We start from the raw sequence: 26,391 nt of genomic DNA, 5'->3' as shown, positions 1-26,391 counted from the left end.
AGGGCGTTGATTGGAAGGGAACTCGCCGACCTTTCGTCCGCGCGTTTACCTCCAACCAGCATCAGGGCACCTACCAGGCCCTCAGGCAGAGGCCGCAGCCGCGTACGCCGGCTTGATCGTTCGTTCGATGAGGTCCAACCGCTCGTCGAAGGGGAGGAAGGCCGACTTCATCGCATTGGTCGTCACCCAGCGCAGGTCGTCCAGCTCCCAGCCCGCATCGGTGACCAGGGCGTGCATCTCCCGGGTCATCGAGGTGTCCGACATCAGCCGGTTGTCGGTGTTGAGGGTGACCCGGTAGCGCAGCCTGGCCAGCAGGGTGATCGGGTGCGCGGCGATCGATGGCGCGGCACCGGTCTGCACATTGCTGTGCGGGCACATCTCCAGCGGCACCCGGGTGTCCCGGACGAAGGCGGCCAGGCGACCGAGCCGCAGCTGCGAGGGGTCCTCTCTCGCAGCCTGGTTGGCGGCGAGCGGGTCGTCGGTGACGGTTCCCCCGCGGAAGCCGATGTCGTCGACGATGCGCACGCCGTGGCCGAGCCGGTCTGCTCCGCACCACTGCAGCGCCTCCCAGATGCTCGGCAGACCGAAGGCCTCACCGGCGTGGATCGTGAAGTGCGCATTCTCGCGGCGCAGGTACTCGAAGGCGTCGAGATGCCGGCTCGGCGGGTGGCCCGCCTCGGCTCCCGCGATGTCGAACCCAGCCGCCCCCTTGTCGCGATAGCGCACCGCCAGCTCGGCGATCTCGCGTGACTTCGCGGCATGCCGCATCGCGGTGAGCAGCGCCCTCACGATGATCGGGTGCCCCTCTGCGGCGGCCTGCTCCTCCCCTTCGCGGAAGCCGGCGTTGACCTCGTCGACGACCTGCTCGAGGGTCAGTCCGCCCTCGAGGTGCTGCTCGGGGGCGTAGCGCGACTCGGCGTAGACGACGCCGTCACGAGCGAGGTCGAGCACCGACTCCCGCGCGACGCGACGCAGCGCCGGCGCGGTCTGCATGACCCCGACGGTGTGCGCGAAGGTCTCGAGGTAGCGCACGAGCGAGCCCGAGTCGGCCGACTCACGGAACCATCGCGCCAGGCCCTCGGCGGTGCGCTCGTCACCACTGGCCGGCAGCTCGTGGCCCACCTCGTCGGCGATCTCGAGGACGGTGGCCGGCCGCACACCCCCGTCGAGGTGATCGTGCAGCAGCACCTTGGGAAGGGAGCGGATCCCGGCCTCGTCGAGGTTCACCCTTCGTCCTCTCGGTGGACGGTGTCCGGCGCGAAGGCGGGCGTGCAGATCGCCACGTACTCGGCGCCCTCGGGGCCGGTGGAGTAGCGCACCCGCTCCCCCGCCCGGGTGACGATGCTCTGCCCGGCGGTGACCTCGGTGGTTCCTGCGTCGTGCTCGACGAGCACGGTTCCTGAGACGACGACGGTCACCTCGTCGAAGTCGGGGCGTTGTGCGGGCTCCGACCAGTCGCGCGGCGCCTTCATGTGGGCGACGGACATCGCCTCGCTCCCGGTGGCGACCCGACCGACGTGCTCGGCGATGACCTTGCCGCCGGGCACGTCGATGATCGACGGGCTGGTGTTGAGCTCGGGCATCTCATGCCTCCTGGGCAGTGATCCGGTCGAGGACGACGGAGCCTCGGGCGGGCGCCTGCGGCGCGATGCGCCAGCCCCCGACGAGCGACTCCTGAGCCCGGGCGAAGCGCTCGGGGGTGTCGGTGTGCAGGGTCATGAGTGGCTGCCCGGCGCTCACGCGGTCGCCCGGACGCGCGTGCAGCTCGACGCCGGCCCCGGCCTGCACCGGGTCCTCCTTGCGCGCACGGCCCGCGCCCAGACGCCAGGCAGCCATGCCCACCGCCATGGCGTCGAGGTGCTCGAGGTAGCCGTCGGCGTCGGCGGTCACCGTGTGCGTCTCGGCCGCGGTGGGCAGAGATGCGTCCGGGTCGCCACCCTGCGCGGAGATCATCCGGCGCCAGACATCCATGGCCCGACCGTCGGCCAGCGCGGCACGCAGCTCGTCAGGCCCCACGTCCTTGCCAGCCGCCCGGGTCATCTCGTCGGCGAGCGCGACCGTGAGGTCGACGACGTCCTGCGGTCCCCCACCTGCGAGGACCTCGACGGACTCGCGCACCTCGAGGGCATTGCCGGCCGTCAGGCCGAGCGGCACGGACATGTCGGTGATGAGGGCGACGGTGTTGACCCCGGCGTCCGTCCCGAGGTCGACCATCGTGCGGGCGAGCTCGGTGGCGTCCTCGCGGGTCTTCATGAAGGCACCGGACCCGACCTTGACGTCGAGGACGAGCGCGCCGGTGCCTTCGGCGATCTTCTTGCTCATGATCGAGCTGGCGATGAGTGGGATCGCCTCGACGGTGCCGGTGACATCGCGCAGGGCGTAGAGCTTCTTGTCGGCAGGAGCCAGCCCGGCGCCCGCGGCGCAGATGACCGCGCCGACGTCGTCGAGCTGCGCGAGCATCTGGGCATTGCTCAGATCAGCACGCCAGCCCGGGATCGACTCGAGCTTGTCCAGCGTCCCGCCGGTGTGGCCGAGACCTCGGCCGGACAGCTGCGGCACGGCGATGTCGAAGACTGCGACGAGCGGGGCGAGCGGGAGGGTGATCTTGTCCCCGACTCCCCCCGTCGAGTGCTTGTCCGAGGTGGGCCGGCTCAGGGCGGAGAAGTCCATCCGCTCCCCGCTGGCGATCATCGCCGCGGTCCACCGGGCGATCTCAGGGCGCGTCATGCCGTTGATGAGGATCGCCATGGCCAGCGCCGACATCTGCTCGTCGGCGACGACACCGCGCGTGTAGGCGTCGATCACCCAGTCGATCTGGTCATCGGCGAGCACACCCCGGTCGCGCTTGGTGCGGATGATGTCCACGACATCGTGCTGCTCGGTCATCGTGCTCCCTTGGTCAGGTCGTCCGCCCCGAAGGCCTGCGGCAGGATCTCGGCGAGCGAGCGCTCGCCCTCCGGTGTCTGGATGCGGCACTGCTCGCCGCCGTGCTCCCAGAGGATCTGTCGGCAGCGACCGCACGGCATGAGCGTCTCGCCTCGGGAGTCGACGCACCAGACGGCGGCCAGGCGGCCACCGCCAGTGCGCACGAGGTCGCTGATGAGCCCGCACTCTGCGCACAGGCCCACCGCGTAGGAGGCGTTCTCGACATTGCAGCCGCTCAGCAGCCGTCCGTCGTCGGCGAGACCGGCGACCCCGACCGGGAAGTTGGAGTACGGCGCGTACGCCTGCCCCATCGCCTCGACCGCGGTGCTGCGCAGCAGCTCCCAGTCGTCCTGCGTCAGGGCGCGCCCCACGTCAGTGCCCCTCTCCTCGTCGATAGACCTTGCCGTTGGCCGCCGGCATGCGCAGACGTTGGCTGGCGAAGGCGAGCACGAGCAGCGTCGTCAGGTGCGGGGCGAAGCGGGTCACCTCGCCGGGGATGGTGTCGCTGATGGCCCACAGGACCACGACGGCAATGCCCGTGACGATGGCGATCGCGCCCTGCACGTGGGCGTGACGCCGCAGGATCTGCCAGAGACCGATGACGAGCAGCAGGATGCCGATGAAGAGGAGCATCGCGTGCAGCGCCGAACCTCCACCGCGCAGCTGCAGGGCATCCATGTAGCCGAAGAGGCCCGAGCCCATGAGCACGCCCCCGGGGCGCCAGTTGCCGAAGATCATCGCCGCGAGGCCGATGTAGCCGCGTCCGCCCGTCTGGTCCTCACGGTAGGCATTGGAGGCCACCATCGCGAGGAAGCCACCACCGAGGCCGGCGAGGCCGCCCGACGCGGTGACCGCGATGTACTTGTAGAGGTAGACGTTGACGCCGAGGGTCTCGGCGGCGACCGGCGACTCACCACAGGAGCGCACCCGCAGGCCGAAGGAGGTGCGCCACAACAGCCACCAGGTCCCGACGAGGAGGAGCAGCGCGATGACGGTCAGCAGCGACAGGTCGGTGGTCGCTGCACGCAACATTGCCGCCAGCTCGGAGACGAAGAACCAGCCCTTGTCCTCGACGCTCTTGAGCGGCTCGGACACTCCGGGGACACCGACCCGCGGGAGCGAAGGGAGTGGCGGCGACTGGACATCGCTGCCGCCCTTGAGGTCGCCGAAGAACCGCGCGGCGAGGTAGCTCGCGACGCCCAGGGCGACGATGTTGAGCGCCACACCGGAGACGATGTGGTCGACGCCGAAGGTGACCGTCGCGAGGGCGTGCACGAGACCGCCGAGCGCACCGCAGACGACGGCACCGAGCACGCCCATCCACGGACCACCGTGGAGGGCCCCGAAGGCCGCCCCCCAGGTACCGAGGATCATCATCCCCTCGAGCCCGATGTTGATGACGCCGGCGCGCTCCGACCACAGACCGCCGAGGCCCGCGAGAGCCAGGGGCATGGCCCAGGCGAGCGCAGCACCGAGTGTCCCGGAGGAGGAGATGTCGTCCTGACCGGTGATCATCCGGATGATCGACAGGACGACGAGCAGGGCCGCGAGACCCAGGGGCCAGGCCCAGAAGGGGATGCGCCGCGTGGTCCGCGCGGCGGGGACGGTCTCGGTCTCGGTGCCGACGCTGAGGGTCATGCCGAGGCTCCTTCCGGAGTGGCCGTGTCGAGCTGGCGGGTGACCTGCTTCTGCTCCAGGCGCCGCTCGAAGCGAGCGACGACCTCGTAGGCGATGACGACCGCCAGGAGGATGACGCCCTGGATGATGTAGACGAGCGCCGGGGAGACATCGGCCTTCAGCTGCAAGCCATCGCTCGCCTTCTCCAGCCAGGACCACAGCAGTGCCGCGAAGGCGATACCGACGGGGTGGTTGCGCCCGAGGAGCGCGATCCCGATGCCGATGAAGCCGACGCCCTCCTGGAAGTTGAGCCCGTAGCTGTGGTCGGCCCCGAAGAAGGCGGGCATGCTGATCAGACCTGCGACGGCGCCGGAGGCGATCATGGCGATGAGGACCATCCGCGGCACCTTGACGCCGCTGGCCACGGCGGCCGTCTCGGACTCACCGGTCGCCCGCACGTCGAAGCCGAAGCGGGTGCGGTTGATGATGAACCAGTAGACGATGCCGACGAGGACCGCGAGCACCAGGAGCGTGTACACCCGGTTGGGCGCGTCAGCGATGAGCTTGAAGCCGTCGAGCTGGCTCGACGCCGGGATCTCGGTGGTGTTGCGGGTGTTGCTGCCCTCGGCCCGGGTGCCCCAGGTGCGCAGGCCCCAGCCGACCAGGCCGGCGGAGATCGTGTTGAGCATGATCGTCGAGATGACCTCGGAGACACCGCGGGTCACCTTGAGCCAGCCGGCGATGCCCGCCCAGAAGCCACCGACGAGCATGGCGACGAGCATGGCCAGGACGATGTTGAGCCCACCCGGGAGCCAGGCCTGTCCGGCCACGAGCGCGGCGGCGAAGGCGGCAATGCGGTACTGGCCGTCGACACCGATGTTGAAGAGCTTCATCTTGAAGCCGATCGCGACGGCGACGGCAGCGATGTAGTAGGTGATGGCGCTGTTGACGATGTTGACCAGGGTGCGCGGCCGCGGCTCGGACAGCAGCGTGGACCACACCTGGACCACCGGGTCGCCCACGGCCACCAGCACGAGGGAGGTGATGACGAAGGCGACGACCACCGCGAGGACCGGGGCCGCGAGGGTCAGCACCAGTCGGCGTGGAGTGAACTTCATGAGGCGTCCTTCCCGGCGCCGGTCATGGCGCTGCCCAGCTCCTGGCTGGTGACCACGTCGGGGTCGAAGTCCCCGGTGATCCGGCCACGCAAGATGACCTTGATGGTGTCGGAGAGCCCGATGAGCTCCTCGAGGTCGGCGCTGATGAGCAGGACCGCGAGACCCTCGCGACGAGCCTCACGGATGAGGTCCCAGATCGCCGCCTGTGCGCCGACGTCGACGCCTCGGGTCGGGTGGGAGGCGACGAGCACCTTGGGTGCGTGGCTCATCTCGCGACCGATGATCAGCTTTTGCTGGTTGCCGCCGGACAAGGAGCCGGCGGTGACGTGGATGCTCGGGGTGCGCACGTCGTACTCGCGCACGATCCTCTCGGTGTCCGTCCTGGCCGCGGCGTTGGTGAGGATTCCGTTCTTGGACGCGGGCTCTTGCGTCTGGTGGCCCAGCATCCGGTTTTCCCACAGGGGCGCATCCAGCAGGAGGCCCTGACGGTGACGATCCTCGGGGATGTACCCGACGCCCGCCTCGCGGATGCGGCGCACGTCCCAGTCGGAGATGTCGGTCCCCTCGAGCTCGATGCGTCCCGTGACCGGCTCGCGCATGCCCATGAGGACCTCGACCAGCTCAGCCTGCCCGTTGCCCTCGACGCCGGCGATCCCCACGACCTCTCCCGCGTGCAGGGCCAGGGTGATGTCCTCGAGAGCGTTGCGGCCCGCGCCGGCGAGCGTCACGCCCTCGACGGAGAGCACGACCCGATCGGTGACGGTGGACTCCTGCGTCTGTGGCGTCGGCAGCTCCGAGCCGACCATGAGCTCGGCGAGCTGGCGGGCGGTGACGTCCTGCGGCAGCACGGTGTCGACGGTCGTGCCGCGACGGATCACGGTGACGCGATCGGCGACCGACAGCACCTCGTCGAGCTTGTGGGAGATGAAGAGGACGGTGATGCCCTCGCGCTTCAGCTCGCGCAGGTTGCCGAAGAGCTCGTCGACCTCCTGCGGGACGAGCACCGCGGTCGGCTCGTCGAGGATGATCGTGCGGGCCCCGCGGTAGAGGACCTTGAGGATCTCCACCCGCTGCCGGGCGCCGACCCCCAGGTCGGCGACGAGGTCTCGGGGGTCGATCCCGAGCCCGTACTCGTCGGAGATGCGGCTGATCTCGGCGCGTGCACCCGCTCCGATCCCGTGCAGCTTCTCCGCTCCGAGGACGACATTCTCGGTCACGGTGAGGTTGTCGGCGAGCATGAAGTGCTGGAAGACCATGCCGATGCCGTGCTTGATCGCGTCGGCCGGGCTGTGCAGGGAGACGGCCTCTCCGTTGACCCGGATGGTGCCCTCGTCGGGGCGCTGCACCCCGTAGAGCATCTTCATCAGGGTGGACTTGCCCGCACCATTTTCACCGACGATCGCGTGGACCGTCCCGCGGGTCACACCGAAGGTCACGTCCTGGTTGGCGATGACACCGGGGAAGCGCTTGGTGATCCCCTCGACCTCGACGACGAGGTCGGTGGCGGCGTTGCCTGCGGACGAAGGGGGGTCTGTGACGGTCGTGCTCATGGTGCCTCCGTGGTGCATCAGCGACATGGGTGCGCAGGCGAAGGGTAGCGCCCGAGGACGGGCCGGGGCCCGGCCACACGCTCACGTGTGATCGGGCCCCGGACTGCCGGTCAGAGTCACTTCACGGGAACGGTGATCTTCCCGTCGATGATCTGCTTCTTGTACGCGTCGAGCTTGGCGGTGATGTCATCGATCTTGCCGCCGGTGGTCGTGTAGCTGACGCCACCGTCCTTGAGGTCGAACTCCTGGACACCGGACAACGGCTTGCCGTCGACGGACGCCTTGACGTAGTCGAAGACCGCGACGTTCACGTTCTTGACCATCGAGGTGATGATGACGTCCTGGACGTTCTTCGCCGCGGTCTTGGCCTGGTCGGAGTCGACCCCGATCGCCATCTTCTTGTTGGCCTTGGCCGCCTCGAAGACGCCCGCACCGGACCCGCCAGCAGCGTGGTAGATGACGTCCGCGCCCTTGTCGTACATGCCCTCGGCGGCCGTCTTGCCCTTGGCCGGGTCAGCGAAGCCGGAGCCATCCTCGGCCAGGTACTTGGTCTGGATCTCGATCTTGGGGTCGACAGCCTTGGCGCCGGCCTTGAAGCCCGCGTCGAACTTGTTGATCAGCGGCACGTCCATGCCACCGATGAAGCCGACCTTGCCGCTCTTGGACTTCATCGCGGCCGCAGCGCCGACGAGGAAGGAGCCTTCGTTCTCGGCGAAGACGAGCTGGGCGACGTTGGGGCCCTTGGAGTCGGCGGAGGCGTCGTCGACGATCGCGAAGGAGACGTCGGGGTTGGCCTTGGACGCGGCGCCGATGGCCTTGGCGTAGATGAAGCCCACGCCGACGATGTTGGTGCAGCCTGCGTCGACCAGCTGGTTGAGGCGGTCCTCGCGAGCCGCGTCGTTCTCGCCCTGGCTGGCCTCGACCTCTTCGATCTCGACCCCGAGCTCGTCCTTGGCCTGATCCAGGCCCTTGGCAGCGGAGTCGTTGAAGGACTGGTCTCCGCGACCGCCCACGTCGTAGGCGAGGCAGGCCTTGACGTCGCTGCCGCCGTCCTTGCCCGCGGTGGGGTCGCCGCCGGAGTCGCTGCCACCGCATGCGGTGAGGGCCAAAGCGGCCACGGACAAGATCGATGCGGCCTTCACGGTGTGGCGCAAGGCGCTCTCCTTCTCAACAGGGGTATCTCGGCACGCATGTGCCATCCCGGGATGTTACGACGCGGTAGCCCCCGCGCCAGAGGCGATGGGGTGGATGGGACCAACTGTTATGAGACCGCGACCGTCGGCGGCCCCGGGAGGGATAACCCTCGCCCTCGATCAGTCGCTCTCGACGCGCGTCCACTCCCCCGCCGCAGCGAGGCTCAGCAGGGCAGTGCCGTTGCGCACGGCCCCCTCGTCGACGACGAGGTCACCCTGGTGCAGGTCGAAGCTGCGACCTCCGTGCGTGCGCGTCCCCAGGCGGGCCATCGCCCCCTCGGCCTCGTGGAGCATCCACGCGAAGTCCTCACCGCCGAGGCTGTGCGGTGTCGGTACCGGGCGCAACCCGGCAGCCATCGTGGCGCGACCGAGAGCCGCGACCGCCGCCGAGTCGTTGACGACCGGCGGCACACCGCGCACATGGTCGATCGTCGCCGCGACACCGTAGGGCTTGACGACGTCCTCGACGACCTCGTGCAGGAGCGGACCGATCGTCTCCCAGACACTGACGTCGAGCATCCGCAACGTCCCCTGGGCAACACCGACGGACGGGATGACGTTGATCGCCTCGCCCGCGGAGACCCGGCCCCACACCACGACGAGCCCGGCCCGAGGGTCGACGCGTCGGCTCAGCACGGCCGGGACGTCGGTGATGACCTTGGCCAAGGCGTACGTGAGGTCCTCGGTGAGGAAGGGGCGAGAGGTGTGACCACCACGACCGCGAAGGGTGACGGTCACCTGGTCCGCCGCGGCCGTGAGTGCGCCCTCGCGCAGGCCCACCTCCCCGACGTCGAGGGACGGGTCGCAGTGGACGGCATAGGCCGTGTCCACGCCGGACATCACGCCTGCCTGGACGAACTTGAGGGCACCGCCCGGCATCTGCTCCTCGGCGGGCTGGAAGATCAGGCGCACCCCGACCTTGCGCGCGGCCAGCTCGTCGGCCACCTCGGCGAGCGCCAGCCCAGCGCCCAGGAGGACGGTGGCGTGCACGTCGTGACCGCAGGCGTGGCAGATCCCGTCGGTGGTCGAGCTCCAGTCCAGGCCGGTGCGCTCGCGCACCGGCAGGGCGTCGATGTCACCGCGCAGGGCGACCCGGCGGCGCGGCTCGGGGGCTCCCAGGTCGACGACGAGACCGGTCTCGCTGACGGATCTGGGCTTCAGTCCCGCAGCTTCGAGACGCTCACGCAGCCTGGCCGTCGTGCGGTGCTCCTGGAAGGAGAGCTCGGGGTGGGCATGCAGGTCCCGACGGAAGTCGACGAGCTCGGGGACGAGGTCGTCGATGACGCGCAGGAGCGTCGGGGCGAGGGGAGCAGTCATGGCGTGGCGACTCTACCGAGGTCAGACCGCGACGACGGGGAGGTGACCACCGGATGAACCGGACAGGTCACACCAGGTCGGATCGGCCGGCCGCCTTGAGCGCCTCGACGACGAGCTTGACGTCCTGGGCCCGCTCGCGGCTGGCGACGAGGAGCGCGTCGGCGGTCTCCACGACGACGACGTCCTCGAGTCCCACGATGGCGACCATCCGGCCGGACTCGGAGACCACGAGACCACCGGAGTCGATGGCCTGCACCTGAGCGGGGTCACCGACGACGGTCATCGAGCCCTCCCCCTTCGGCAGCAGTCCGGACAGGGACTTGAAGTCGCCCACGTCGTCCCAGTCGAAGTCGCCAGGTACGACCGCGACGAGGCCCTCGTCAGCGGCGGGCTCGGCCACCGCGTGGTCGATCGCGATCTTCTCCAGGCCCTCCCAGCGCTCCTCCAGCAGCGAGGGGTCGGCCGCGATCTCTCGCAGACCGGCGGCCAGGTCGGGGTGCCACTCGGCGAGCAGGTCGAGCAGCGTGGAGGCGCGCACGACGAACATGCCGGCGTTCCAGCGGAACTCGCCGGTGGCCAGGTAGGACGCGGCGCGGCGGGCGTCGGGTTTCTCGACGAACTGGCGCACGCGCGTGGCCGTGGGGTGGGCCCGCAGTCGCGGACCCATCTGGATGTAGCCGAACCCGGTGGAGGGGAAGGTCGGTTCGATGCCGATGGTCACCAGCAGGCGGTCGCGCTGGGCGACGCCGACGGCCTCGGTGACCGCGCGGCCGAAGGCCTCTTCGTCCTTGATGACGTGATCGGCTGCGAAGGACCCGATGATCGCCTCGGGGTCACGCAGCTCGAGCACGGCCGCGGCCAGCCCGATCGCGGCCATCGAGTCGCGTGGCGAGGGCTCGGCGAGCAACAGGTCCGCAGGCAGGTCGGGTACCTGCCGGCGTACGGCCTCGGCGTGGGCACTCCCGGTGACGACGAGGACCCGCTCTCCGGCGAGGACGCGCAGCCGATCGACCGTGGCCTGGATCAGGGTGCGGCCGCTGCCGGTGAGGTCGTGCAGGAACTTCGGTGAGGAGGCCCGCGAGACCGGCCACAGTCGCGTCCCGGCACCACCGGCGGGCACCACGGCCCAGAAGCGCTCGAGATCGGGTGTCGTCGTCATGGGCGCACCGTACCCGGACGACCAAGACGTCACCTGATGATCACCCGACACCCCCCTGCAGGTCACCCATCCGGAGGACGCCGCGAGGAGATTGGGACCCGTGAGAGTGGCGATAGCAACCGAGTCCTTCCTGCCCAGCCTCAACGGCGTCACCACCAGCGTGTGCCGAGTGGCCGAGAGCCTGCGCGAGCAGGGACATCAGGCGATGATCATCGCCCCGGGCCCGGCTCCAGCGACCTTCGCCGGTCACACGGTGCGGGCCCTGCCGGCCGTGTCGGTGCGTGGCTTCCGGGCGGGAGTGCCTACGGGTTCCGTGCGGCGAGCGCTGCGCGACTTCCGGCCCGACGTCGTCCATGTCGCCTCCCCCTTCCTCGTCGGTGCTCGCGGTCTGCACAACGCCGAGGCCCTTGGCCTGCCGACGGTCGCGATCTACCAGACGGACATGCCCAACTACATCAAGCAGCACGGCCCCGGCTCCCTCGGTCGCGGCGCCTCGTCGCTGACCTGGGAGTGGGTGCGGCGCCTCCACGAGCGCGCTGACCTGACGCTCGCCCCGAGCCGACCCACCCTCGAGGAGCTGCGCGCCCACCGCATCCCCCGCACCGCCCTGTGGGGGCGTGGGGTGGACACCCGCTTGTTCACCCCGACGTGGAAGCAGGACCCGGAGACGCTCGCCCTCAAGCGAGCGCTGGCGCCCAACGGGGAGCTCATCCTCGGGTACGTCGGACGGCTCGCCCCCGAGAAGGAGCTGCACCGGCTCGTTGAGCTCGCCCAGCTGCCCGGCACGCGCCTCGTGCTCGTCGGCGAGGGGCCGAGCCGCAACGAGCTGGGTGCTCGTCTGGCCGAGGCCGTCGCCTCCAGCTCGGGGCGGCCCAACCTCCCGCCGGCCTTCCTGGGGCCACGCACGGGTGAAGAGCTGGCTCGCGCCTACGCGACCTTCGACGTCTTCGTCCACACGGGCACCAAGGAGACCTTCGGCCAGACCCTGCAGGAGGCGGCCGCTGCCGGGTTGCCCGTCGTCGCGCCTGCCGCCGGCGGTCCGCTCGACCTCGTCGCCCACGGCCAGAGCGGCTACCTCTTCGACCCGGCCGTGCGCGGCGACCTCGCGCGCTGGGTCACCGAGCTGGTCGACTCACCGAGCCAGCGGGAGCGGATGGGCGAAAGAGGTCCGGCGATGGTGGCCGAGCGCTCGTGGAGCAGCCTGACGGAGCAGCTCGTCGGTCACTACGAGAGCGCGATGTCCTCCCGAGCCGCCTGAGGGCGAAGGGGGGACCCACCCCCTTCGCCGGTCGCACCGGGAGCGGGACGTCTGGGATGATCCGGGCATGGAACCACGCTGGCTCGACGACGACGAGATGCGCACCTGGCTGCAGGTGGTCGCCCTCGCCGAGGTCCTCCCCGCTCGCCTGGACGCACAGGTGCGCCAGGACTCGGGACTGACGCACTTCGAGTACCAGGTGCTCGCGATGCTCTCCGAGGCCCCGGAGCGGACGCTGCGCATGTCGTGGCTGGCCCGGCGCGCCAATGCGACGCTCCCCCGTCTGTCCCACGTGGTCAAACGGTTGGAGGACCGCGGACTCGTCTCCCGCTCGCGCAGCGAGCTCGACGCCCGGGCCACCGATGCCGTGCTCACCGACGAGGGATGGACAAAGATCGTGGCCGCGGCACCCCACCACGTCAACTTCGTCAGGGAGCGCGTCCTCGACCAGCTGACCGCCGATCAGGTGCGGGCACTCGGTGAGATCGCCGGGGCCGTCCTGAGCAGTCTGGACCCGTCCGGGGACCTCACGATGAGGGCTGCAGACGCTCCCCACTGAGTGAAAAGCTGGTGACCGGTCGCCACACACCGTCATCACCGTGGTCGTACAGGTGGAAGTCCTCCACCTCGAAGCTGGTGTCGAAGAAGGCCAGCTCGTCGAAGGCTCGGTCCAGACCCGGGTCGGCAATCCCGTGCGCGATGGTCACGTGCGGGTGGTAGGGGAACTCGAGGTCTCGGGACACCGGCCCGCGGCGCACCGCCTGCTCGAGGCGCTCGCACATCGGGATGCCTTGGGCCACCTGGACGAAGACGACCGGGCTGACCGGGCGGAAGGTGCCGGTACCCCGTAGCCGCATCGTGAAGGGACCGTGCTCCTGGGCCACTCTCTCGAGGTGGGTTCGGAAGCGGTCCATCTCCGACTCGGCGATCTCCGTCGGCGGCATGAGCGTGATGTGCGGCGGGATCGCCTGCGCCAGAGGGTCCCCGACGTCCTCACGCAGCGTCTGCAGCTGCGCACACCACGGCTCGGGGACCGCGATCGACACACCGTGGACGGCCACCGGTCAGATCCTCGGAGCCAGCAGCCCGACCCGGTCGTACACGCGATCTCGAGTGGCCGAGGCGACCTCGGAGGCGCGGGCGGCTCCCTTCGCCAGGATGTTGTCGAGCTCGGCAGGGTCGGACATCAGCTCGTCCATGCGCTGCTGGTACGGCTCGAGGGCGGTCACGACGACGTCGGCGACCTCCTGCTTGAGGTCCCCGTACCCATTGCCGGCGAAGCTGGCCTCGAGGTCGGCGATGGAGGTGCCCGAGAGGGCCGAGTGGATCGACAGCAGGTTGGACACACCGGGCTTGGTCTCGGCGTCGTAGCGGACCTCGCCCTCGGCGTCGGTGACGGCCGAACGGATCTTCTTGGCGATCCGCTTGGGGTCGTCGAGCAGGGAGATCAGACCCTTGTCCGAGGAGCTGCTCTTGCTCATCTTGGAGGTCGGCTCCTGCAGGTCCATGATCCGCGCCGACTCCTTGAGGATGTGCGGGTCGGGCACGACGAGGGTGTCGCCGAAGCGGGCGTTGAAGCGCTCGGCGAGGTCGCGGGTGATCTCCAGGTGCTGGCGCTGGTCGTCGCCGACCGGGACGCGGGCGGCGTCGTAGACGAGGATGTCGGCGGCCATGAGGATCGGGTACGTGAAGAGCCCGACATTGGCGTTGTGACCCTTGGTCGTCTTGTCCTTGAACTGCGTCATGCGGCTGGCCTCGCCGAAGGCGGTCTGGCAGGCCAGCACCCACATCAGCTCGGTGTGCTCGCGCACGTGGCTCTGGCAGAAGATCGCCGAGCGCTCCGGGTCGACGCCCCCGGCGATGTACTGGGCGGCGGTGACGCGGGTGCGGCGGGTGATGTCGGCCGGGTCGGTCGGCACCGTGAGTGCGTGCAGGTCGGCGACGAAGTAGTAGGCGTCGAAGTCCTCCTGCAGGCCGACCCAGTTGACGAGCGCCCCGAGGTAGTTGCCGAGATGCAGGGAGTCGCTGGTGGGCTGCATCCCCGAGAGGATGCGCTGCTTGGCCGTCGTCATGTGCGTCATTGTGACAGTTGGGTGGCGGCCTTCTGCAGCACGGGGTAACGAGCTCGCCCGAAGCGGTGGACTGGTCGCTCGATGACGAGGTACATGCCCCACGCGGCCAGCGAGACCACGGGAAGGCACACGGCGACCCCGACCACCAACGCCAACCAGTCGTTGGCCACGTGTGGTCGGACCACCTTCCCGAGGATCAGCATGATGGGTTGGTGGAGAAGGTAGAAGCTGTACGCCCCCAGGCCCCACTTCTCGAGGGGGGTCCGCGCCAATGCCGGGCCGAGCTGATCGACCACGAGGAGAAGGAGGAAGCTGGCGGCGAGGGCCCACAGGACGGCCTGCCCGACGCGGAACTCCACGGTCGTGGCCCCCATGGCCGCAAGCGCGGACACCACCAGACCGGGCCAGAGAAACCTGCGCGACGGCCCCCGACCGGCCGCCACGATGCGAGCGCACGCCATCCCTGCAACGAACTGGATCAGTCGGATCGGCAGGTTGTGCTCATCATTGAGGGCTGCCCCGAGGGCACCCGGAAGGTCGACGGCCGACAGCACCACCGAGAGGACGGCAGCACCGGCCACGACCGCGTGCAGGCCCCAGCGCTTGGCGATCACGATCAGCAACGGCAGGAGAAGGTACAGCTGCACCTCGAGTGCCACGCTCCACAGGGATCCATTGATCGTCCCCAAGCGCGACGGCGTCCAGGTCTGGAGAAGGACGGCGTGCCACCCCAGGTCTGCGAGCGACGCTCGCTCGGCGACGGTCCAGGTGGCAGCGGGTGACAGTGCGATGGCGGCGGCGAAGGCCAGGGCCACGTAGTAGGGCGGCAGGATCCTCGTCGCTCGTCGACGCAGGAAATTGCCGGTGGCGAGGTCCCGACCGGTCGCGAAGACAGGAAGGCTCAGCACGAAACCTGACAGCACGATGAAGACGTCGACGCCATGGGCACCGATGGTGAGCAGCTCCGGCAGCTTGAGAGGGAGGCCCTCAAGACCCCAGTAGGCAGCAAGGTGACACACGAAGACGGCAAGTGCCGCAAGGATGCGGAGCGCATCGAGACCAAAGACGTGGTTCGTCCGCGGCATCGCCCTGGACCTCCTAGCGCATCACTGAGAGACGCGCTGCGACGGCCTGCAACCGATCAGCGAAGCACTCGGGGGAGAAAGCGTCCACGTGGTCGCGGAGGGAATGAGAGTCCCACGTGGTCTGCCGCATGGCAATGACGGCGTCACGGATCGCCTCGGCTGTCGGCTCGTCGAAGAAGACGCCGTTGACCCCTTCGCTGATGGTGTCGAGGTAGCCGCCGGCACGCAGAGCGATCGTCGGCCTGCCGAAGGCACCGGCCTCGAGAGGTGTCAGCCCGAAGTCCTCGTGACTCGCGGCGACCAGTGCGGTGGCGTGCTCGTAGGCCCACCGCATCTGGGCATCGCTCAGTTCGGTGGCGATGCGCACGTTGTCGGGGGCGCTGGCTCGCAGCCGGTCGAGGAGCGGGCCGGCCCCGATGACGAGCAGTCGCTCCGGCAGTTCACGGAACGCGTCGATGACGACGTCGACATTCTTGTACGGCATCAACCGGGAGACGACGAGGTGGTACCCCTCCGGCCAGTCAGAAGCCTCGGGGACGGGCTCGCGCTCCCCCGTGGTGTCGACGGCGAAGGGAGGCGGCAGCACCTCGGCGTCGATGCCGTAGGCCTCCCCGATGCGCTCGCGCACAACATTGCTGTTGGCGAGGTAGGCATCGCCGGTCCGGGCCGCGCGTTGATCCCAGGCGCGAAGGGGTGCGCGCAGCGCGAGCAACGCCAGCCCGACCGGGGAGCGCCTCGGGTCGCTGCCCAGGTAGCGCTCGCTCTGGTAGAGCCAGCGAGCCGGGGCATGGCAGTAGACGAGCTTGCGCCCGGTCGTCGGGAACCCGTGCGCCCACCCGCTGCTGCTCGCGATGACGAGGTCCGCGTCGATGCGCAGGCGACCGGCGGCGAAGGGGAGGAAGGGCAGCGCCGCCCGGTGGTTGCGACGCAGCGGACCGACGCGGTTGAGCGGGCTGACCCGGATGTCGTGGTCGCGGAACTCGGGGAAGGTGCCCTCGGGGTCGTAGAGCGTGGTGTGGATCGTGGCACCGGGGAAGGCCCGGGCCATCTCCAGGACCACCCGCTCCGCTCCCCCACGCTGGGTCAGGTAGTCGTGCGCGATGGCCACGCGTGGCCGGGTCAGGCCGGCCACCTCCCGCCAGACCCCGGTGAGCGTGTCCATGCTCGGCCCGATGCCCAGTGCGGTGCGAGCCCGCTCCCAGCCGGCCCGCCCCCTTCGCCCGGCCTCGTCAGGATCGGACAGAGCGGCATCCATGGCCGTCGCGAGCGCGTCGACGTCCCGCGGCGGGACGAGCCAGCCCACGGGCTCGGCGCCGCCCAGGACGATCTCGGGCACTCCACCGGCGTCGGTCGCGATGACCGGGACCCCGCGAGCCATTGCCTCGGCGACGACCTGGCCGTAGGGCTCCGGCACGGGCGAGGCGTGGACGGCGAGGGTCATCCGGTCGAGCTCGGCGCTCGGGTCGGCGCTGAAGCCGGGTAGCTCCACGCGGTCGGTCAGTCCGAGCTGCTCGATCTCGCGACGAATCTCTCGCTCGTGCTCCTCCTGGCCGAACATCGGCGAGCCGATGATGCGGAAGGTCACGTCGGGGTGCCGCTCGGCGATCCGGCCGGCCGCGCGGACGAACTCGAGCTGCCCCTTGGTCGGCGAGATGCGCCCGATGATCCCGACGATGCGATGGTCCGGCTCGGGGCGGGGCGACGACGCGATCTGCTCCGGGGCGAGGCCGGGATACGCGACGGTCAGCCCTCTGGCTCCCGGGAGGGTCGCGGCGGTGGCGCGGGAGTTGGCGACGACCCGCTGCGGCGCGCTCCGTGCGACGGAGCGCATGAGGTGCACGAGCGGCGAAGGGAGGTAGTCCGGCGCGATGCGGTCGCGGACGTGCCAGACGAGCGGTAGTCGCGCGAGGCGAGCCGCAGACACGCCGAGCAGGTCGGCCTTGAGTGTCGTCGTGTGGACGACGTCCACGTCCATCTCGCGCAGGCGACGAGCCAACCGCCGCACGAAGGGGGCCGCCCCCACTGCGGAGGTCAGCGCGGTCCGCAGGCCAGCTGCCTCGTGACGGGTCGTCGTGCCGAGCCCCTCGTCGATGGGGAGCACCTCGACCTCGTGCCCCCGCTCGCGGAGTCGCCCGACGAGCGGACCGTCTGCGAAGAGCAGGACGCGTGCCCGCACGTCATCGCGCTCGGCGAGCGCGTCCATCTGACGCACGAGCGCCAGCTCGACTCCCCCGAGCTGTGCCGTGTGGTCGAGGATCGCCACCTGCACCGGTCTGATCAACTTCCCCCCACACACACATTTCGACTGAGCGCAGCCTAGATCAGTGCAGTCGTTGCGTGTGGCGCCTTGTGAGGATGGCCCACTCCATCGGGCACGGCCGGTGCTCGTCCAGGACGCGGGCCGTGCGTGACGTCAGCTCCGGGTAGTCCGCTTCCCTCCGTGGCGTTGTGGCGACGAGCCGCGCATCATGGGTGTCGCGAAAGCGAGCCAAGATGGTCTCCTTGATCGATGGATCGACGAAGTCGTGGAGCTCGACCACGTGGTCGACAAGGCTCAGTGACGGTGCCACATCGGGGTCCAGCAAGGCCAGCTCCCCTCCCTCGATGTCCATGAGCACCAGGGTCCTGCCGTCGGGGACATCTGCCAGGTCACCCGTCGTGAATGTGCCCCGCACCTCCACAGGCACCGCGTTGAGCTGCGCCATCGACGCACAGAGCTCACGACCTGCTGGGCTCGTCTCGTATGCGATGACCTTCGCCTGCGGGCACCTCAGTGCAAACCCGACTGCGTAGTACCCCTCAGCAGCCCCGACGTTGATGATGACGTCGTAGTTCGCGGCAACCAGCTGCTCCACCGTCTCGTGGAGCTCTTCCTCGTAAGAGCCGAGCACCTTCGCCCCCAGGTCCCCATAGGCCTCGACGTACTTCATCCCTCGGAAGGGCCCGCGCTGCACGACCCAACCAGCAGACTCAGCCACCGAGATGCCTGCTGCCGTATCGCGGCGATGGCGCCTGCGCGCCGTGACGGCTGACGGACGCAGGCGATAAACCGATCGGCCCGCCGAGAAGAGTGGCGGCGGAAGATGGCTTCGCAACTGTTCCTTCAGTGCCATGCAGGCAGCATGGCAGCACAGCCACTCGAATAGTGCCTCGCTCTCTCGAACTTCCTCGTACCCTTCCCCTGTGACGGCGGGGCCCTCTGCGCGGACCTATTGGCCGGGGCTGGACGGGCTCCGGGGCATCGCTGCGCTCGCAGTCATCATCTTCCACGCGCATCTCGGACTCGCCGCCAATGGGTACGTGGGCGTGGATGTCTTCTTTGCCCTCTCGGGCTTCCTCATCACGTCATTGCTGCTGGTCGAGACCCAACGTCACGGACGCATCCGACTGCTGAGGTTCTACCTGCGCCGGATGCTGCGCCTCTGGCCAGCGCTGGTCGCCACGTGCGCACTCGTCATGGCCGCGGCTGCCGCTACCGGGCAGCTGAGCGACGCGGCTCCCGGGACACTGGCGGCACTCGTGTACCTGGGGAACTGGTGGATGTACACGGGCGGGTCAGCGCCCCTGCTCGATCACACCTGGACCCTCGCCATCGAGGAGCACTTCTACGCGGTGTGGCCCGTGCTCCTGATCGGTCTGTGTTCTCGCCTCCGTGCGTTGCGAGCCTTCGCCGTGGTCGCAGCAGTCGTGGGCGTCGCTCTCATCTTCACGCCGTGGCCCGAGCCGATCACCGACGTGCGCGGTACATATCTGCGGGGCTTCCCCATCATCTGGGGCTCACTCCTGGCATGGGTGGTTTCCCGGCGTCGCGAGGCCACCTCCAGTCGAGCGCTGGGCGCCATCGGCAACGGCGCCCTCCTGGTTCTCCTCGTTGTCCTGCTGCTCCCATGGACCTTGCCGGAGCGCTGGCTCACCGGGCCGAGCAGTGGGACGGGCATCCTGTCGTTGCTCGTCCTTGCAGGCATCGTTCTCTCGCCCGGGTCCGCAGGCTCCGCAGTCCTGACCTGGCGTCCACTGCGATGGGCCGGCACCCGCTCGTACGGCCTGTATCTGTACCACTTCCCCGTCCTCCAGGTCCTTCGGCACCACATCGATGTGGGACCCGAGTGGGCCCGGATGCTCATCGGCATCGTGGCGACCATCATCGTGGCTGAGGCCTCCTTCCGGTGGTTGGAAGCGCCCTTCCTCCGTCTCAAGGACCGGCTCGGAGGCCACGCCGCTTCAGTCCAGTACCCCTCTCGCGGTTCAGAGCCAGTTGCCGAACCCCACGGCTAGAGTGACGCCATGGCGGGGAGCGATCCGGAGGCTGTGCACCGCGAAGGTGACACCGACTCCGAACATCTGGCACGGCGGGTCCGCTGGTTGACCTTGTACACCTCTGTGCCCATGGGGCAGCAGACCTACGAGACGAGCATCCAGCAGGCGATCCTCGACCTTGAGGAGCCCGGGTGGGACTTCCGCTCGGACAGCGTGGGCAGCGGGCGTAGTGCCGCGACCTACCGTGTGCCGCAGCGCGTGCTCAACCACTCTGTCGGCGAACGAGCCGTGGGGACACTCACCGCTCTGAGGTCCGATCTGGTGCACCGCTTCGATCTGCGGGTGCCAGGTCCTCGAAGGCCGCATGTCCTGACTCTTCACGACCTCCCCCCAGCACGCTTCCCGGACGAGGGGAGCCTTCCTGACTGGTGCCTGCGCCCTCTCCGCGACGACGTCGAGGTGATCTGCCCGTCCGAGTTCGCCGCGAGCGAGGTCCGTGAGCTCCTCGGTGCGCAACGGGTGAGCGTGATCCCCTATGGCGTCCGACCCAGCTTCCGGCAACCGGACCCGCTGGACCGAGGTGCACTGCAGGACCTCGGGATCACCCGTCCCTTCTTCGTGCACGCTGCGGGAGTCACTCGCCGCAAGAACCTCGAGGGCCTGGCCGACGCATGGGCCGCCGTTGCGCCGGAACTCCCAGAGCACGAGCTCGTGCTCCTCGGGCCTCCCTCGCAACGACGGCAGGAACTCTTCGGCAATCTGCCCCGCGTCGTCTTCGCCGGCAAGGTGGACCTCGACATCGTCGGCCGCGTCATGGCGGCTGCGAACGCCGTCGTCGTCCCCAGCATCTACGAAGGCTTCGGGCTCCCTTCGCTCGAGGGCATGGCTGTGGGTACCCCGGTCATCGCCGTGGAGCGTGGAGCGCTGCCCGAGGTCTGTGAGGGCAATGCCCTGATGACCGGACCCGACGGGGCCGACATTGCCGAGGCGATGCGTGCTGTCGGACGACGTGAGGTCGATCGCGAGGACCTCGTCCGACGAGGGCTGGAGCGTGCAGCAACCTTTTCGTGGGAAAAGGCAGCGCGCGCCCATCTCGACGTCTACCGCGAGGTCCTGCAGTGACCACCGCTGGTCCACTGCGGATCTGGTTGGCGCCCAGCGCATTCCACCCGTCTCGCGGCGGCGTCGAGGAGCTCACGCTGCAGCTGGCTCGTCAGTACCAGCAACGCGGTCACGACGTCACCGTCGTCGTGCATCGTCACCCCGCCGATCTGCCGGAGTCCGAGGTCGTTGAAGGGGTGAGGGTGCGGCGCATCAACTTCGACCTCCCCGGCGCCCATCCGGTCCGGCTGCTCCGTCATCCCCTGGCCCTCAGACGGCAGCTCGCCGGACTCGACGCCCTCGGCCCGCTCCCCGACCTCGTCCACGTCCAGTGCGCCTCCAACCAGGTCCTGCCGCTGACCATCTGGACGGCTCTCCGGCGGGTCCCGCTCATCATCACCACCCAAGGCGAGGTGACCATGGACGCCGGCCGGATCTACGAGCACAGCGCCCAGCTCCGTGCTGTCCTGCGTCTGGGCAGTCGACGCGCGGCCCTCCTGACGGCCTGCTCGCAACGTGCCGGCGAGGATGCCGCCGGCATCGCACGCCGGTTCGCCGGGTGCACGGTTTTGCCCAACGGGGTTGATCCGTCCCAGTGGGCCGTCACTCCCCTCCCGCAGACACCGGCGTTCGCGGCCTGGGGCAGGCACGTCCCGCAGAAGGGTTTCGACCTCCTCCTGCGCGCCTTCGCCCAGGTGCGCACCGAGCTGCCCGCCGCGACCCTGCGGCTCGGCGGTGACGGGCCCGAGCACGATCGGCTGCGTGCCCAGGCCGGGCCGGGCGTCGAGCTCGTCGGAGCCCTCGACCGTGCCGGCGTCCAGTCCCTGCTCGCCTCCTCACGCGTCGCCGTCGTCCCGAGCCGGCTGGAACCCTTCGGCATCGTCGCGGTCGAGGCCATGGCTGCGGGCCGGGGTGTCGTCTGGAGCACGAACGGCGGTCTGGCTGATGCCACCGGCGGCCTTGGGCACCCGGCCGACCCGAGGGACGTTGACGCCCTGGCCACCGCCATGGTCGCCGCGCACCGGCAGCCCGTCGACGCCGACAGGGCCCGGTCGCACGCAGAGTCCCTCAGCTGGTCGCACATCGGTGAGCGCTACATCGACATGTACCGGGGCGTCATCGACCGACGGTGCGACAGATGAGCCGGATGCGCGTCCTCATGTGGATCAACAGCGGTGCCGAGATCCCGGGCGGTCACCGCGTCCAGCTGCAGCAGACGGCGAGCGCCCTGCGCACGCTCGGGGTCGAGGTCCACGAGCACGATGGGCCCTCCCTGCCCGACGGCGGCTGGGACATCGTCCACGGGTTCCAGCTGGGCGCCGGCGAGGTGGCGCAGGCCCGGCAGCGGGGGTTCCCCGTCGCGATGTCGACGATCTACGTCGGACTGGCCTACGGAACCGCAGCAGGTGGTGGCGGCCCGACGCTCCGCGACGGAGCGGGTCGTACCTACCGCGGCATGCGGTACCTCGGTGCGAGCCTGCGTGGTCGCGAGAGTCTGACCCGACTGGCGACCCTCGAGATGGAAGACCAGCTCGACCGGATGCGCGCCTGGTCCATGGCCGACGTCCTGCTCCCCAATGCTGCGGGCGAGGCCCGGCACATCCGCGACGACCTAGGGGTGCTCACGCAGACGGTCGTCGTGCCGAATGCCATCGACGCAGGACTCTTCGCCCCGGGATTCGATCGCCCTCGGCTGGCCGGCACGGTGCTGAGCGTGGGCCGGATCGAGCCGCACAAGGGCCAGCTCGCCCTCATCGAGGCACTCCGTGGCCTGCCGGACGTCACGCTGACCATCGTGGGACCCGAGCACCCTCATCACCGCGACTACGCCGATCAGTGCCGAGCTGCGGCGACAGACAACGTGACGCTCCTGCCGGGCGTCGAGCACAGCGAGCTGCCTGATCTGTACGCCCGTCACCACACCCACGTCCTGGCCTCCTGGTACGAGACGACCGGGCTGGTTTCGCTGGAGGCCGCGGCATCCGGCTGCACGATCGTCACCACCGACCGGGGGCACGCTCGTGAGTACCTCGGCGACGACGCCCGCTACTGCGACCCCGCCGACCCCACAACCATCCGGCAGACCACCATGGCCGCGCTCGGCGACAGCGCCTCTGCACCCCTCCGCGACCGCGTGACCTCTCGGTTCACGTGGGACGAGACCGCTCGAGCCACGTTGGCGGCCTACGAGCGCGTCGTCGCCCTTCGAGATCCCCACCCATCCGCGGCCGTCGACTGACGCGGAGACGACCAACATGCAGCCACCACCTCTCGTCACTGTCGTCATCCCCACGTACGACGACGACCCCGAGCACCTCGCGGCCGCCCTCGCCTCAGTCGTGGCACAGACTCATCCCCGTCTGGAGATCGTCGTCGTCGACGACGGCTCAAAGCCCCCCGTGGACATTGCGTCGCTTCGCGCCGGGGCACCGGTGAACGTCATCCGACAGCCCAACGCTGGTCCGGCCGCCGCGCGCAACACCGGAATTCATGCCGGTCGGGGCCATTACGTGTTGTGCCTGGACGCCGACGACCTCGTCTCACCAACGTACGTTGCCGAAGCGGTCCAGCTCCTTGAGGAGGACCCAGCGCGCGCTGTCGTCTACGCGGGGCTGGTCCCTTTCGGAGAGTTGGACGCGCCGGGGTGGCCGACGCGAGGCGAGCTGTCCCTCGAGCACTTCGCCCAGCGGTCCGCTGTACCGGTGGCCTCGATGTTCCGCCGCGCCGACTGGGCAGCGACCAGCGGATGGGACGAGGGAATGCGGACGGGCATGGAGGACCACGAGTGGTGGGTCCGGCTGCTGGGCGCAACCGGTGGGGTCGCTGCCCCAATGCCGTGCGCGGTGCTGAGCTACCGCGTACGCCCGGGATCCCGCTCGCGAACTCGTCCCTACGCAGAGGACCTGGCCGTCACGCGCGAGCACATCCTCGCCAACAACCCACCTCGGGTTCTGCGCCAGCTGCTGCGCGGGGCGTGGGCTGCCACGGACGCTGCCGAGCTAGAGGCTGCCCTCGCGTGGTCGGACCGGTGGCAGCTGCGCCGGTGGGGGCGCGCTGTGCGCCGACGGCTCCGGCGGGTCCTCCCGGGTCGCTCCGCGACGCCCCCCTCGGGCGTCGCCTGAGCCACGGGGCGCGGTGCCCTACCGCCTTCGTGAGACGAGGGGCAGCACGATCGATGCCGGGCGTCGAGCTCGTGACGGGACAGCTCCCAGGAGGGTGTCACGGTCCTCGGGCGTCAGCCCTGATCCAGTCAGCGCGACCAAGAGCATGTACCCGGCCGCTCCCATCACGCCACCTGTGACCGCTGCGACGACCGGGTCAGCCCCCAGCCTCTCCACCACCCCGAACCACACGAGGAGCACGACACCTGTCGCGAGCACGACCGGAGCGAAGGCCCGTGTCATCTCGGCGCGGGGCACGACGTGTGCTCGCATCTCGACGGCCACCATCAGAAGTGCCCGGGCCAGCGTGCCGGTGACCATCGAGGCCACTGCTCCCCACGCGCCCAGGAGCGGGATCGTGGTCAGGGCCACGCTGACCATCACCACCAGGGCCAAGAGGTTCACCCGGAGGTAGGTCCCGCCCCGGAGGCGGGCCATGAGCGAGGCATACGAGGCGGAGCCCACGACGACGAACCCCGCCGCGCACGCCATCACCACGAAGTAGTCGGCGCTGGGCTCGAAGGGCTGGCCATAGATCCACGGGATGAGGGCAGCCAGGGGTGGCAGTCCCAAGGAGAGCACCCCTCCGGTGGCCACCGCTGACACACGCGTCACCCTCAGCAGGCCGACTCGCGCCTGTTCGTTCCCTCGCTCACGCAAGGCTGCGAAGGCAGGGAGCAGCGGACCGACAGCTGCCTGCACCGGCGCGAGGATCTGGGCGGCGAGGCCGAAGGCCAGAGCGAAGAGTCCCACCGCGACCGAGTCCTCGAGCCATTCGAGGAAGAAGACCTGCACCCTGTCGGTGACGAGCTGGCTGACGAGGGCCGCGAGGCCGGTGGGCACGGCGAAGGCCCAGAAGGCAGCGGGCAAGGACCACGGCGACCCCGGGCGGGTGGCGGCGCGACGCAGCCTCGGTGACAGCGCCAGCACCGGCAGCACCATCAGAGCACCGGTGGCGACGACGCGAGCGATCCACACCGCGCTGGAGGTCGGGTGGAGCAGGACTGTCATGACGACAGTCCCCTGGATCACCAGATTGCTGACCAAGGCGATCTGAGCCGCCCTGTCGGACCGATGCTCGGTGGCCAGGAGGATGGGCCCCACCTGGAGCAGCGCGGGCCCGAAGATTCCGAAAACCACTGCCAGGAGGAGGAAGGGCCACGGCACGTCGACGACGAGAAGGACGACGAGCGACACCACGGGCGCCGCCACGAGCAGGTTGTACCCCTGCGCCCCGGACACGAGTCGCGCCACGTCCCGGTGACGAGCAGCTTCGGAGGCCTTGGTGACGAACTGCATCAATGCGGCACCCACGCCGAGGGAGGCTGCTGCCGTCGCCAACGCCAGCACCATCGTGAGGATGGCCAGTCGACCGTAGTCGACGACGCCTAGGCTCCGGGCAACGACGACATTGACGAGGAAGGCGATCGGCACCGACACCACGACATGGATCGCCGTCCATGCGGTCCCGCTGATGAGCCCCTCACCAATGCCGCGACGCGGAGGTTCCGCGGCGATGGGGCCCTCAGTCACGGGCGCTGCAGCGCTGCGAAGTAGTCGATCGTGCGCTCCAGCCCGGCCCGCAGCTGCGCCCGAGGCTCCCACCCGAGGACCTCGGTGGCTTGCGTGATGTCGGGCCGGCGGCGGGTCGGGTCGTCCTGGGGCAACGGCAGGTGGACGAGCTCGGAGCTGCTGCCGGTCAGCTCGAGCACGAGCTCGGCGAGCTCGAGCATCGTGAACTCGACCGGGTTGCCGATGTTGATCGGACCCGTCACCTCGTGCGGTGTCGCCATGAGCGACATCAGGCCGTCGACCATGTCGTCGACGAAGCAGAAGGAGCGGGTCTGGCTGCCGTCGCCGTACATCGTCAGCGGCTCGCCTGCGAGCGCCTGGACGATGAAGTTGGAGACGACCCGACCGTCGTTGGGCTGCATCCGCGGGCCGTAGGTGTTGAAGATGCGGGCGACCTTGACCGGCATGTCGTGCTGACGGCGGTAGTCGAAGAAGAGCGTCTCCGCGCAGCGCTTGCCCTCGTCGTAGCAGGAGCGGATGCCGATGGGGTTGACATTGCCCCAGTAGTCCTCGGTCTGGGGGTGCACCTGCGGGTCGCCGTAGACCTCAGAGGTCGAGGACAGCAGGATCTTGGCCTTGGTGCGCTTGGCCAGGCCGAGCATGTTGATCGAGCCGAGGACGCTCGTCTTCGTCGTCTGGACCGGGTCGCGCTGGTAGAAGATCGGGCTCGCGGGGCAGGCCAGATGGTAGATCTCGTCGACCTCGACGTAGAGCGGGAAGGTCACGTCGTGGCGCAGGAGCTCGAAGTTGGGGTGCTCGAAGAGGTGCGTCAGGTTGCGGCGCGTGCTCGAGTAGAAGTTGTCGACCACGAGCACCTCGTGTCCCTGCTGGAGGAGTCGCTCCGCGATGTGCGACCCGATGAACCCGGCCCCGCCGGTCACCATCACCCGTCGTGGCGCCTGCGTCTGCTCAAGTTCGGTCGGCTCAGTCACGGCGCCAGCGTATCGGGCGGCGTGACGGGCGGGGCCGGTCGCCGACTACCCTGAGGCTCCGGCTCGTCTCAGCG

24 protein-coding genes are annotated in these 26,391 nt (G+C 69.5%); 7 read left to right on the top strand and 17 right to left on the bottom strand.

What is annotated here, in order from left to right:
- Positions 1-81 precede the first annotated feature (81 nt).
- The 10 genes from ASG73_RS08180 to ASG73_RS08135 form a co-directional block, all read right to left on the bottom strand.
- On the bottom strand, positions 82-1,227 hold the full coding sequence (locus tag ASG73_RS08180; RefSeq protein WP_055993390.1) for an adenosine deaminase: 1,146 nt from the start codon (positions 1,225-1,227) through the stop codon (positions 82-84).
- Positions 1,224-1,583 carry a cupin domain-containing protein gene (locus tag ASG73_RS08175; RefSeq protein ID WP_055993388.1) on the bottom strand — a complete coding sequence of 120 codons (360 nt, stop codon included), beginning with the start codon at positions 1,581-1,583 and terminating at the stop codon, positions 1,224-1,226. Before ASG73_RS08175 ends, ASG73_RS08180 begins: the two co-directional genes overlap by 4 nt.
- Before the next feature lies 1 nt (position 1,584).
- A complete protein-coding gene (locus ASG73_RS08170) occupies positions 1,585-2,886 on the bottom strand; it encodes a thymidine phosphorylase (RefSeq protein WP_055993386.1) in 1,302 nt (433 codons plus the stop codon).
- Positions 2,883-3,296 (bottom strand): cytidine deaminase, encoded by a 414-nt coding sequence (locus ASG73_RS08165; protein WP_156466209.1) that lies wholly within the window; start codon positions 3,294-3,296, stop codon positions 2,883-2,885. Before ASG73_RS08165 ends, ASG73_RS08170 begins: the two co-directional genes overlap by 4 nt.
- 1 nt (position 3,297) lies before the next feature.
- Positions 3,298-4,563 carry an ABC transporter permease gene (locus tag ASG73_RS08160; protein WP_055993384.1) on the bottom strand — a complete coding sequence of 422 codons (1,266 nt, stop codon included), beginning with the start codon at positions 4,561-4,563 and terminating at the stop codon, positions 3,298-3,300.
- Positions 4,560-5,660 (bottom strand): ABC transporter permease, encoded by a 1,101-nt coding sequence (locus tag ASG73_RS08155; RefSeq protein WP_055993382.1) that lies wholly within the window; start codon positions 5,658-5,660, stop codon positions 4,560-4,562. The genes ASG73_RS08160 and ASG73_RS08155 overlap by 4 nt, the downstream gene beginning before the upstream one ends.
- Positions 5,657-7,210: an ABC transporter ATP-binding protein gene (locus ASG73_RS08150; RefSeq protein ID WP_055994447.1), complete on the bottom strand. Its 1,554-nt coding sequence runs from the start codon at positions 7,208-7,210 to the stop codon at positions 5,657-5,659. Before ASG73_RS08150 ends, ASG73_RS08155 begins: the two co-directional genes overlap by 4 nt.
- Before the next feature lie 116 nt (positions 7,211-7,326).
- Positions 7,327-8,364 (bottom strand): BMP family lipoprotein, encoded by a 1,038-nt coding sequence (locus ASG73_RS08145; protein WP_055993380.1) that lies wholly within the window; start codon positions 8,362-8,364, stop codon positions 7,327-7,329.
- 159 nt (positions 8,365-8,523) lie between these two features.
- Positions 8,524-9,720 (bottom strand): amidohydrolase, encoded by a 1,197-nt coding sequence (locus ASG73_RS08140; RefSeq protein WP_055993378.1) that lies wholly within the window; start codon positions 9,718-9,720, stop codon positions 8,524-8,526.
- 67 nt (positions 9,721-9,787) lie between these two features.
- The gene (locus ASG73_RS08135) at positions 9,788-10,879 is read right to left on the bottom strand and encodes a mannose-1-phosphate guanylyltransferase (protein ID WP_055993376.1); all 1,092 of its coding nucleotides are present in this window, start codon (positions 10,877-10,879) and stop codon (positions 9,788-9,790) included.
- A gap of 100 nt (positions 10,880-10,979) precedes the next feature.
- Between ASG73_RS08135 and ASG73_RS08130 the strand changes: the two genes are divergently transcribed.
- Both ASG73_RS08130 and ASG73_RS08125 read left to right on the top strand, forming a co-directional pair.
- Positions 10,980-12,137 carry a glycosyltransferase family 4 protein gene (locus tag ASG73_RS08130; RefSeq protein WP_055993374.1) on the top strand — a complete coding sequence of 386 codons (1,158 nt, stop codon included), beginning with the start codon at positions 10,980-10,982 and terminating at the stop codon, positions 12,135-12,137.
- Between the two features lie 67 nt (positions 12,138-12,204).
- The gene (locus tag ASG73_RS08125) at positions 12,205-12,696 is read left to right on the top strand and encodes a MarR family winged helix-turn-helix transcriptional regulator (protein WP_055993371.1); all 492 of its coding nucleotides are present in this window, start codon (positions 12,205-12,207) and stop codon (positions 12,694-12,696) included.
- Here ASG73_RS08125 and ASG73_RS08120 read toward each other — a convergent pair.
- Genes ASG73_RS08120 through ASG73_RS08100 form a run of 5 tightly spaced genes read right to left on the bottom strand, consistent with a single transcriptional unit; the run spans position 12,665 to position 18,224 of the window.
- Entirely contained in the window at positions 12,665-13,198 is a 534-nt protein-coding gene (locus ASG73_RS08120) for a 2'-5' RNA ligase family protein (RefSeq protein WP_055993369.1), read from the bottom strand. The two genes, ASG73_RS08125 and ASG73_RS08120, sit on opposite strands and share 32 nt — an antisense overlap.
- A gap of 3 nt (positions 13,199-13,201) precedes the next feature.
- On the bottom strand, positions 13,202-14,209 hold the full coding sequence (gene trpS, locus ASG73_RS08115; protein WP_082567099.1) for a tryptophan--tRNA ligase: 1,008 nt from the start codon (positions 14,207-14,209) through the stop codon (positions 13,202-13,204).
- A 5-nt stretch (positions 14,210-14,214) separates the two neighbouring features.
- Positions 14,215-15,294: an acyltransferase family protein gene (locus ASG73_RS08110; protein WP_055993365.1), complete on the bottom strand. Its 1,080-nt coding sequence runs from the start codon at positions 15,292-15,294 to the stop codon at positions 14,215-14,217.
- 13 nt (positions 15,295-15,307) lie between these two features.
- A complete protein-coding gene (locus ASG73_RS18555) occupies positions 15,308-17,557 on the bottom strand; it encodes a glycosyltransferase family 4 protein (protein WP_156466208.1) in 2,250 nt (749 codons plus the stop codon).
- 58 nt (positions 17,558-17,615) lie between these two features.
- The gene (locus ASG73_RS08100) at positions 17,616-18,224 is read right to left on the bottom strand and encodes a hypothetical protein (protein ID WP_156466207.1); all 609 of its coding nucleotides are present in this window, start codon (positions 18,222-18,224) and stop codon (positions 17,616-17,618) included.
- 253 nt (positions 18,225-18,477) lie between these two features.
- Here ASG73_RS08100 and ASG73_RS08095 point away from each other — a divergent pair, with 253 nt between their 5' ends.
- From ASG73_RS08095 to ASG73_RS08075, 5 genes are all read left to right on the top strand, one after another.
- Positions 18,478-19,569, top strand: a complete 1,092-nt coding sequence (locus tag ASG73_RS08095; protein WP_055993361.1) for an acyltransferase family protein — start codon at positions 18,478-18,480, stop codon at positions 19,567-19,569.
- Between the two features lie 111 nt (positions 19,570-19,680).
- Positions 19,681-20,673, top strand: a complete 993-nt coding sequence (locus tag ASG73_RS08090; protein WP_055993359.1) for a glycosyltransferase family 4 protein — start codon at positions 19,681-19,683, stop codon at positions 20,671-20,673.
- On the top strand, positions 20,670-21,794 hold the full coding sequence (locus tag ASG73_RS08085) for a glycosyltransferase family 4 protein (protein ID WP_055993357.1): 1,125 nt from the start codon (positions 20,670-20,672) through the stop codon (positions 21,792-21,794). The genes ASG73_RS08090 and ASG73_RS08085 overlap by 4 nt, the downstream gene beginning before the upstream one ends.
- Positions 21,791-22,891 (top strand): glycosyltransferase family 4 protein, encoded by a 1,101-nt coding sequence (locus tag ASG73_RS08080; protein WP_082567094.1) that lies wholly within the window; start codon positions 21,791-21,793, stop codon positions 22,889-22,891. The genes ASG73_RS08085 and ASG73_RS08080 overlap by 4 nt, the downstream gene beginning before the upstream one ends.
- A gap of 16 nt (positions 22,892-22,907) precedes the next feature.
- Positions 22,908-23,774 carry a glycosyltransferase family 2 protein gene (locus tag ASG73_RS08075; protein ID WP_055993352.1) on the top strand — a complete coding sequence of 289 codons (867 nt, stop codon included), beginning with the start codon at positions 22,908-22,910 and terminating at the stop codon, positions 23,772-23,774.
- 18 nt (positions 23,775-23,792) lie between these two features.
- Here ASG73_RS08075 and ASG73_RS08070 read toward each other — a convergent pair whose 3' ends face one another.
- A complete protein-coding gene (locus ASG73_RS08070) occupies positions 23,793-25,346 on the bottom strand; it encodes a lipopolysaccharide biosynthesis protein (RefSeq protein ID WP_055993350.1) in 1,554 nt (517 codons plus the stop codon).
- Positions 25,343-26,317 (bottom strand): UDP-glucuronic acid decarboxylase family protein, encoded by a 975-nt coding sequence (locus ASG73_RS08065; RefSeq protein WP_235499397.1) that lies wholly within the window; start codon positions 26,315-26,317, stop codon positions 25,343-25,345. Before ASG73_RS08065 ends, ASG73_RS08070 begins: the two co-directional genes overlap by 4 nt.
- Positions 26,318-26,391: the final 74 nt, after the last annotated feature.

Source organism: Janibacter sp. Soil728 (assembly GCF_001428305.1).
GTDB lineage: Bacteria > Actinomycetota > Actinomycetes > Actinomycetales > Dermatophilaceae > Janibacter.
This window is presented reverse-complemented; position numbering and strand designations above follow the sequence as displayed.

Bases quoted from the DNA above. Each gene is read 5' to 3' on its own strand.
- ASG73_RS08175 (WP_055993388.1), bottom strand. From the start codon at position 1,583: ATGCCCGAGCTCAACACCAGCCCGTCGATCATCGACGTGCCCGGCGGC.
- ASG73_RS08170 (WP_055993386.1), bottom strand. From the start codon at position 2,886: ATGACCGAGCAGCACGATGTCGTGGACATCATCCGCACCAAGCGCGAC.
- ASG73_RS08160 (WP_055993384.1), bottom strand. From the start codon at position 4,563: ATGACCCTCAGCGTCGGCACCGAGACCGAGACCGTCCCCGCCGCGCGG.
- ASG73_RS08155 (WP_055993382.1), bottom strand. From the start codon at position 5,660: ATGAAGTTCACTCCACGCCGACTGGTGCTGACCCTCGCGGCCCCGGTC.
- ASG73_RS08150 (WP_055994447.1), bottom strand. From the start codon at position 7,210: ATGAGCACGACCGTCACAGACCCCCCTTCGTCCGCAGGCAACGCCGCC.
- ASG73_RS08140 (WP_055993378.1), bottom strand. From the start codon at position 9,720: ATGACTGCTCCCCTCGCCCCGACGCTCCTGCGCGTCATCGACGACCTC.
- ASG73_RS08135 (WP_055993376.1), bottom strand. From the start codon at position 10,879: ATGACGACGACACCCGATCTCGAGCGCTTCTGGGCCGTGGTGCCCGCC.
- ASG73_RS08125 (WP_055993371.1), top strand. From the start codon at position 12,205: ATGGAACCACGCTGGCTCGACGACGACGAGATGCGCACCTGGCTGCAG.
- trpS (WP_082567099.1), bottom strand. From the start codon at position 14,209: ATGACGACGGCCAAGCAGCGCATCCTCTCGGGGATGCAGCCCACCAGC.
- ASG73_RS08110 (WP_055993365.1), bottom strand. From the start codon at position 15,294: ATGCCGCGGACGAACCACGTCTTTGGTCTCGATGCGCTCCGCATCCTT.
- ASG73_RS08100 (WP_156466207.1), bottom strand. From the start codon at position 18,224: ATGAAGTACGTCGAGGCCTATGGGGACCTGGGGGCGAAGGTGCTCGGC.
- ASG73_RS08090 (WP_055993359.1), top strand. From the start codon at position 19,681: ATGGGGCAGCAGACCTACGAGACGAGCATCCAGCAGGCGATCCTCGAC.
- ASG73_RS08080 (WP_082567094.1), top strand. From the start codon at position 21,791: ATGAGCCGGATGCGCGTCCTCATGTGGATCAACAGCGGTGCCGAGATC.
- ASG73_RS08075 (WP_055993352.1), top strand. From the start codon at position 22,908: ATGCAGCCACCACCTCTCGTCACTGTCGTCATCCCCACGTACGACGAC.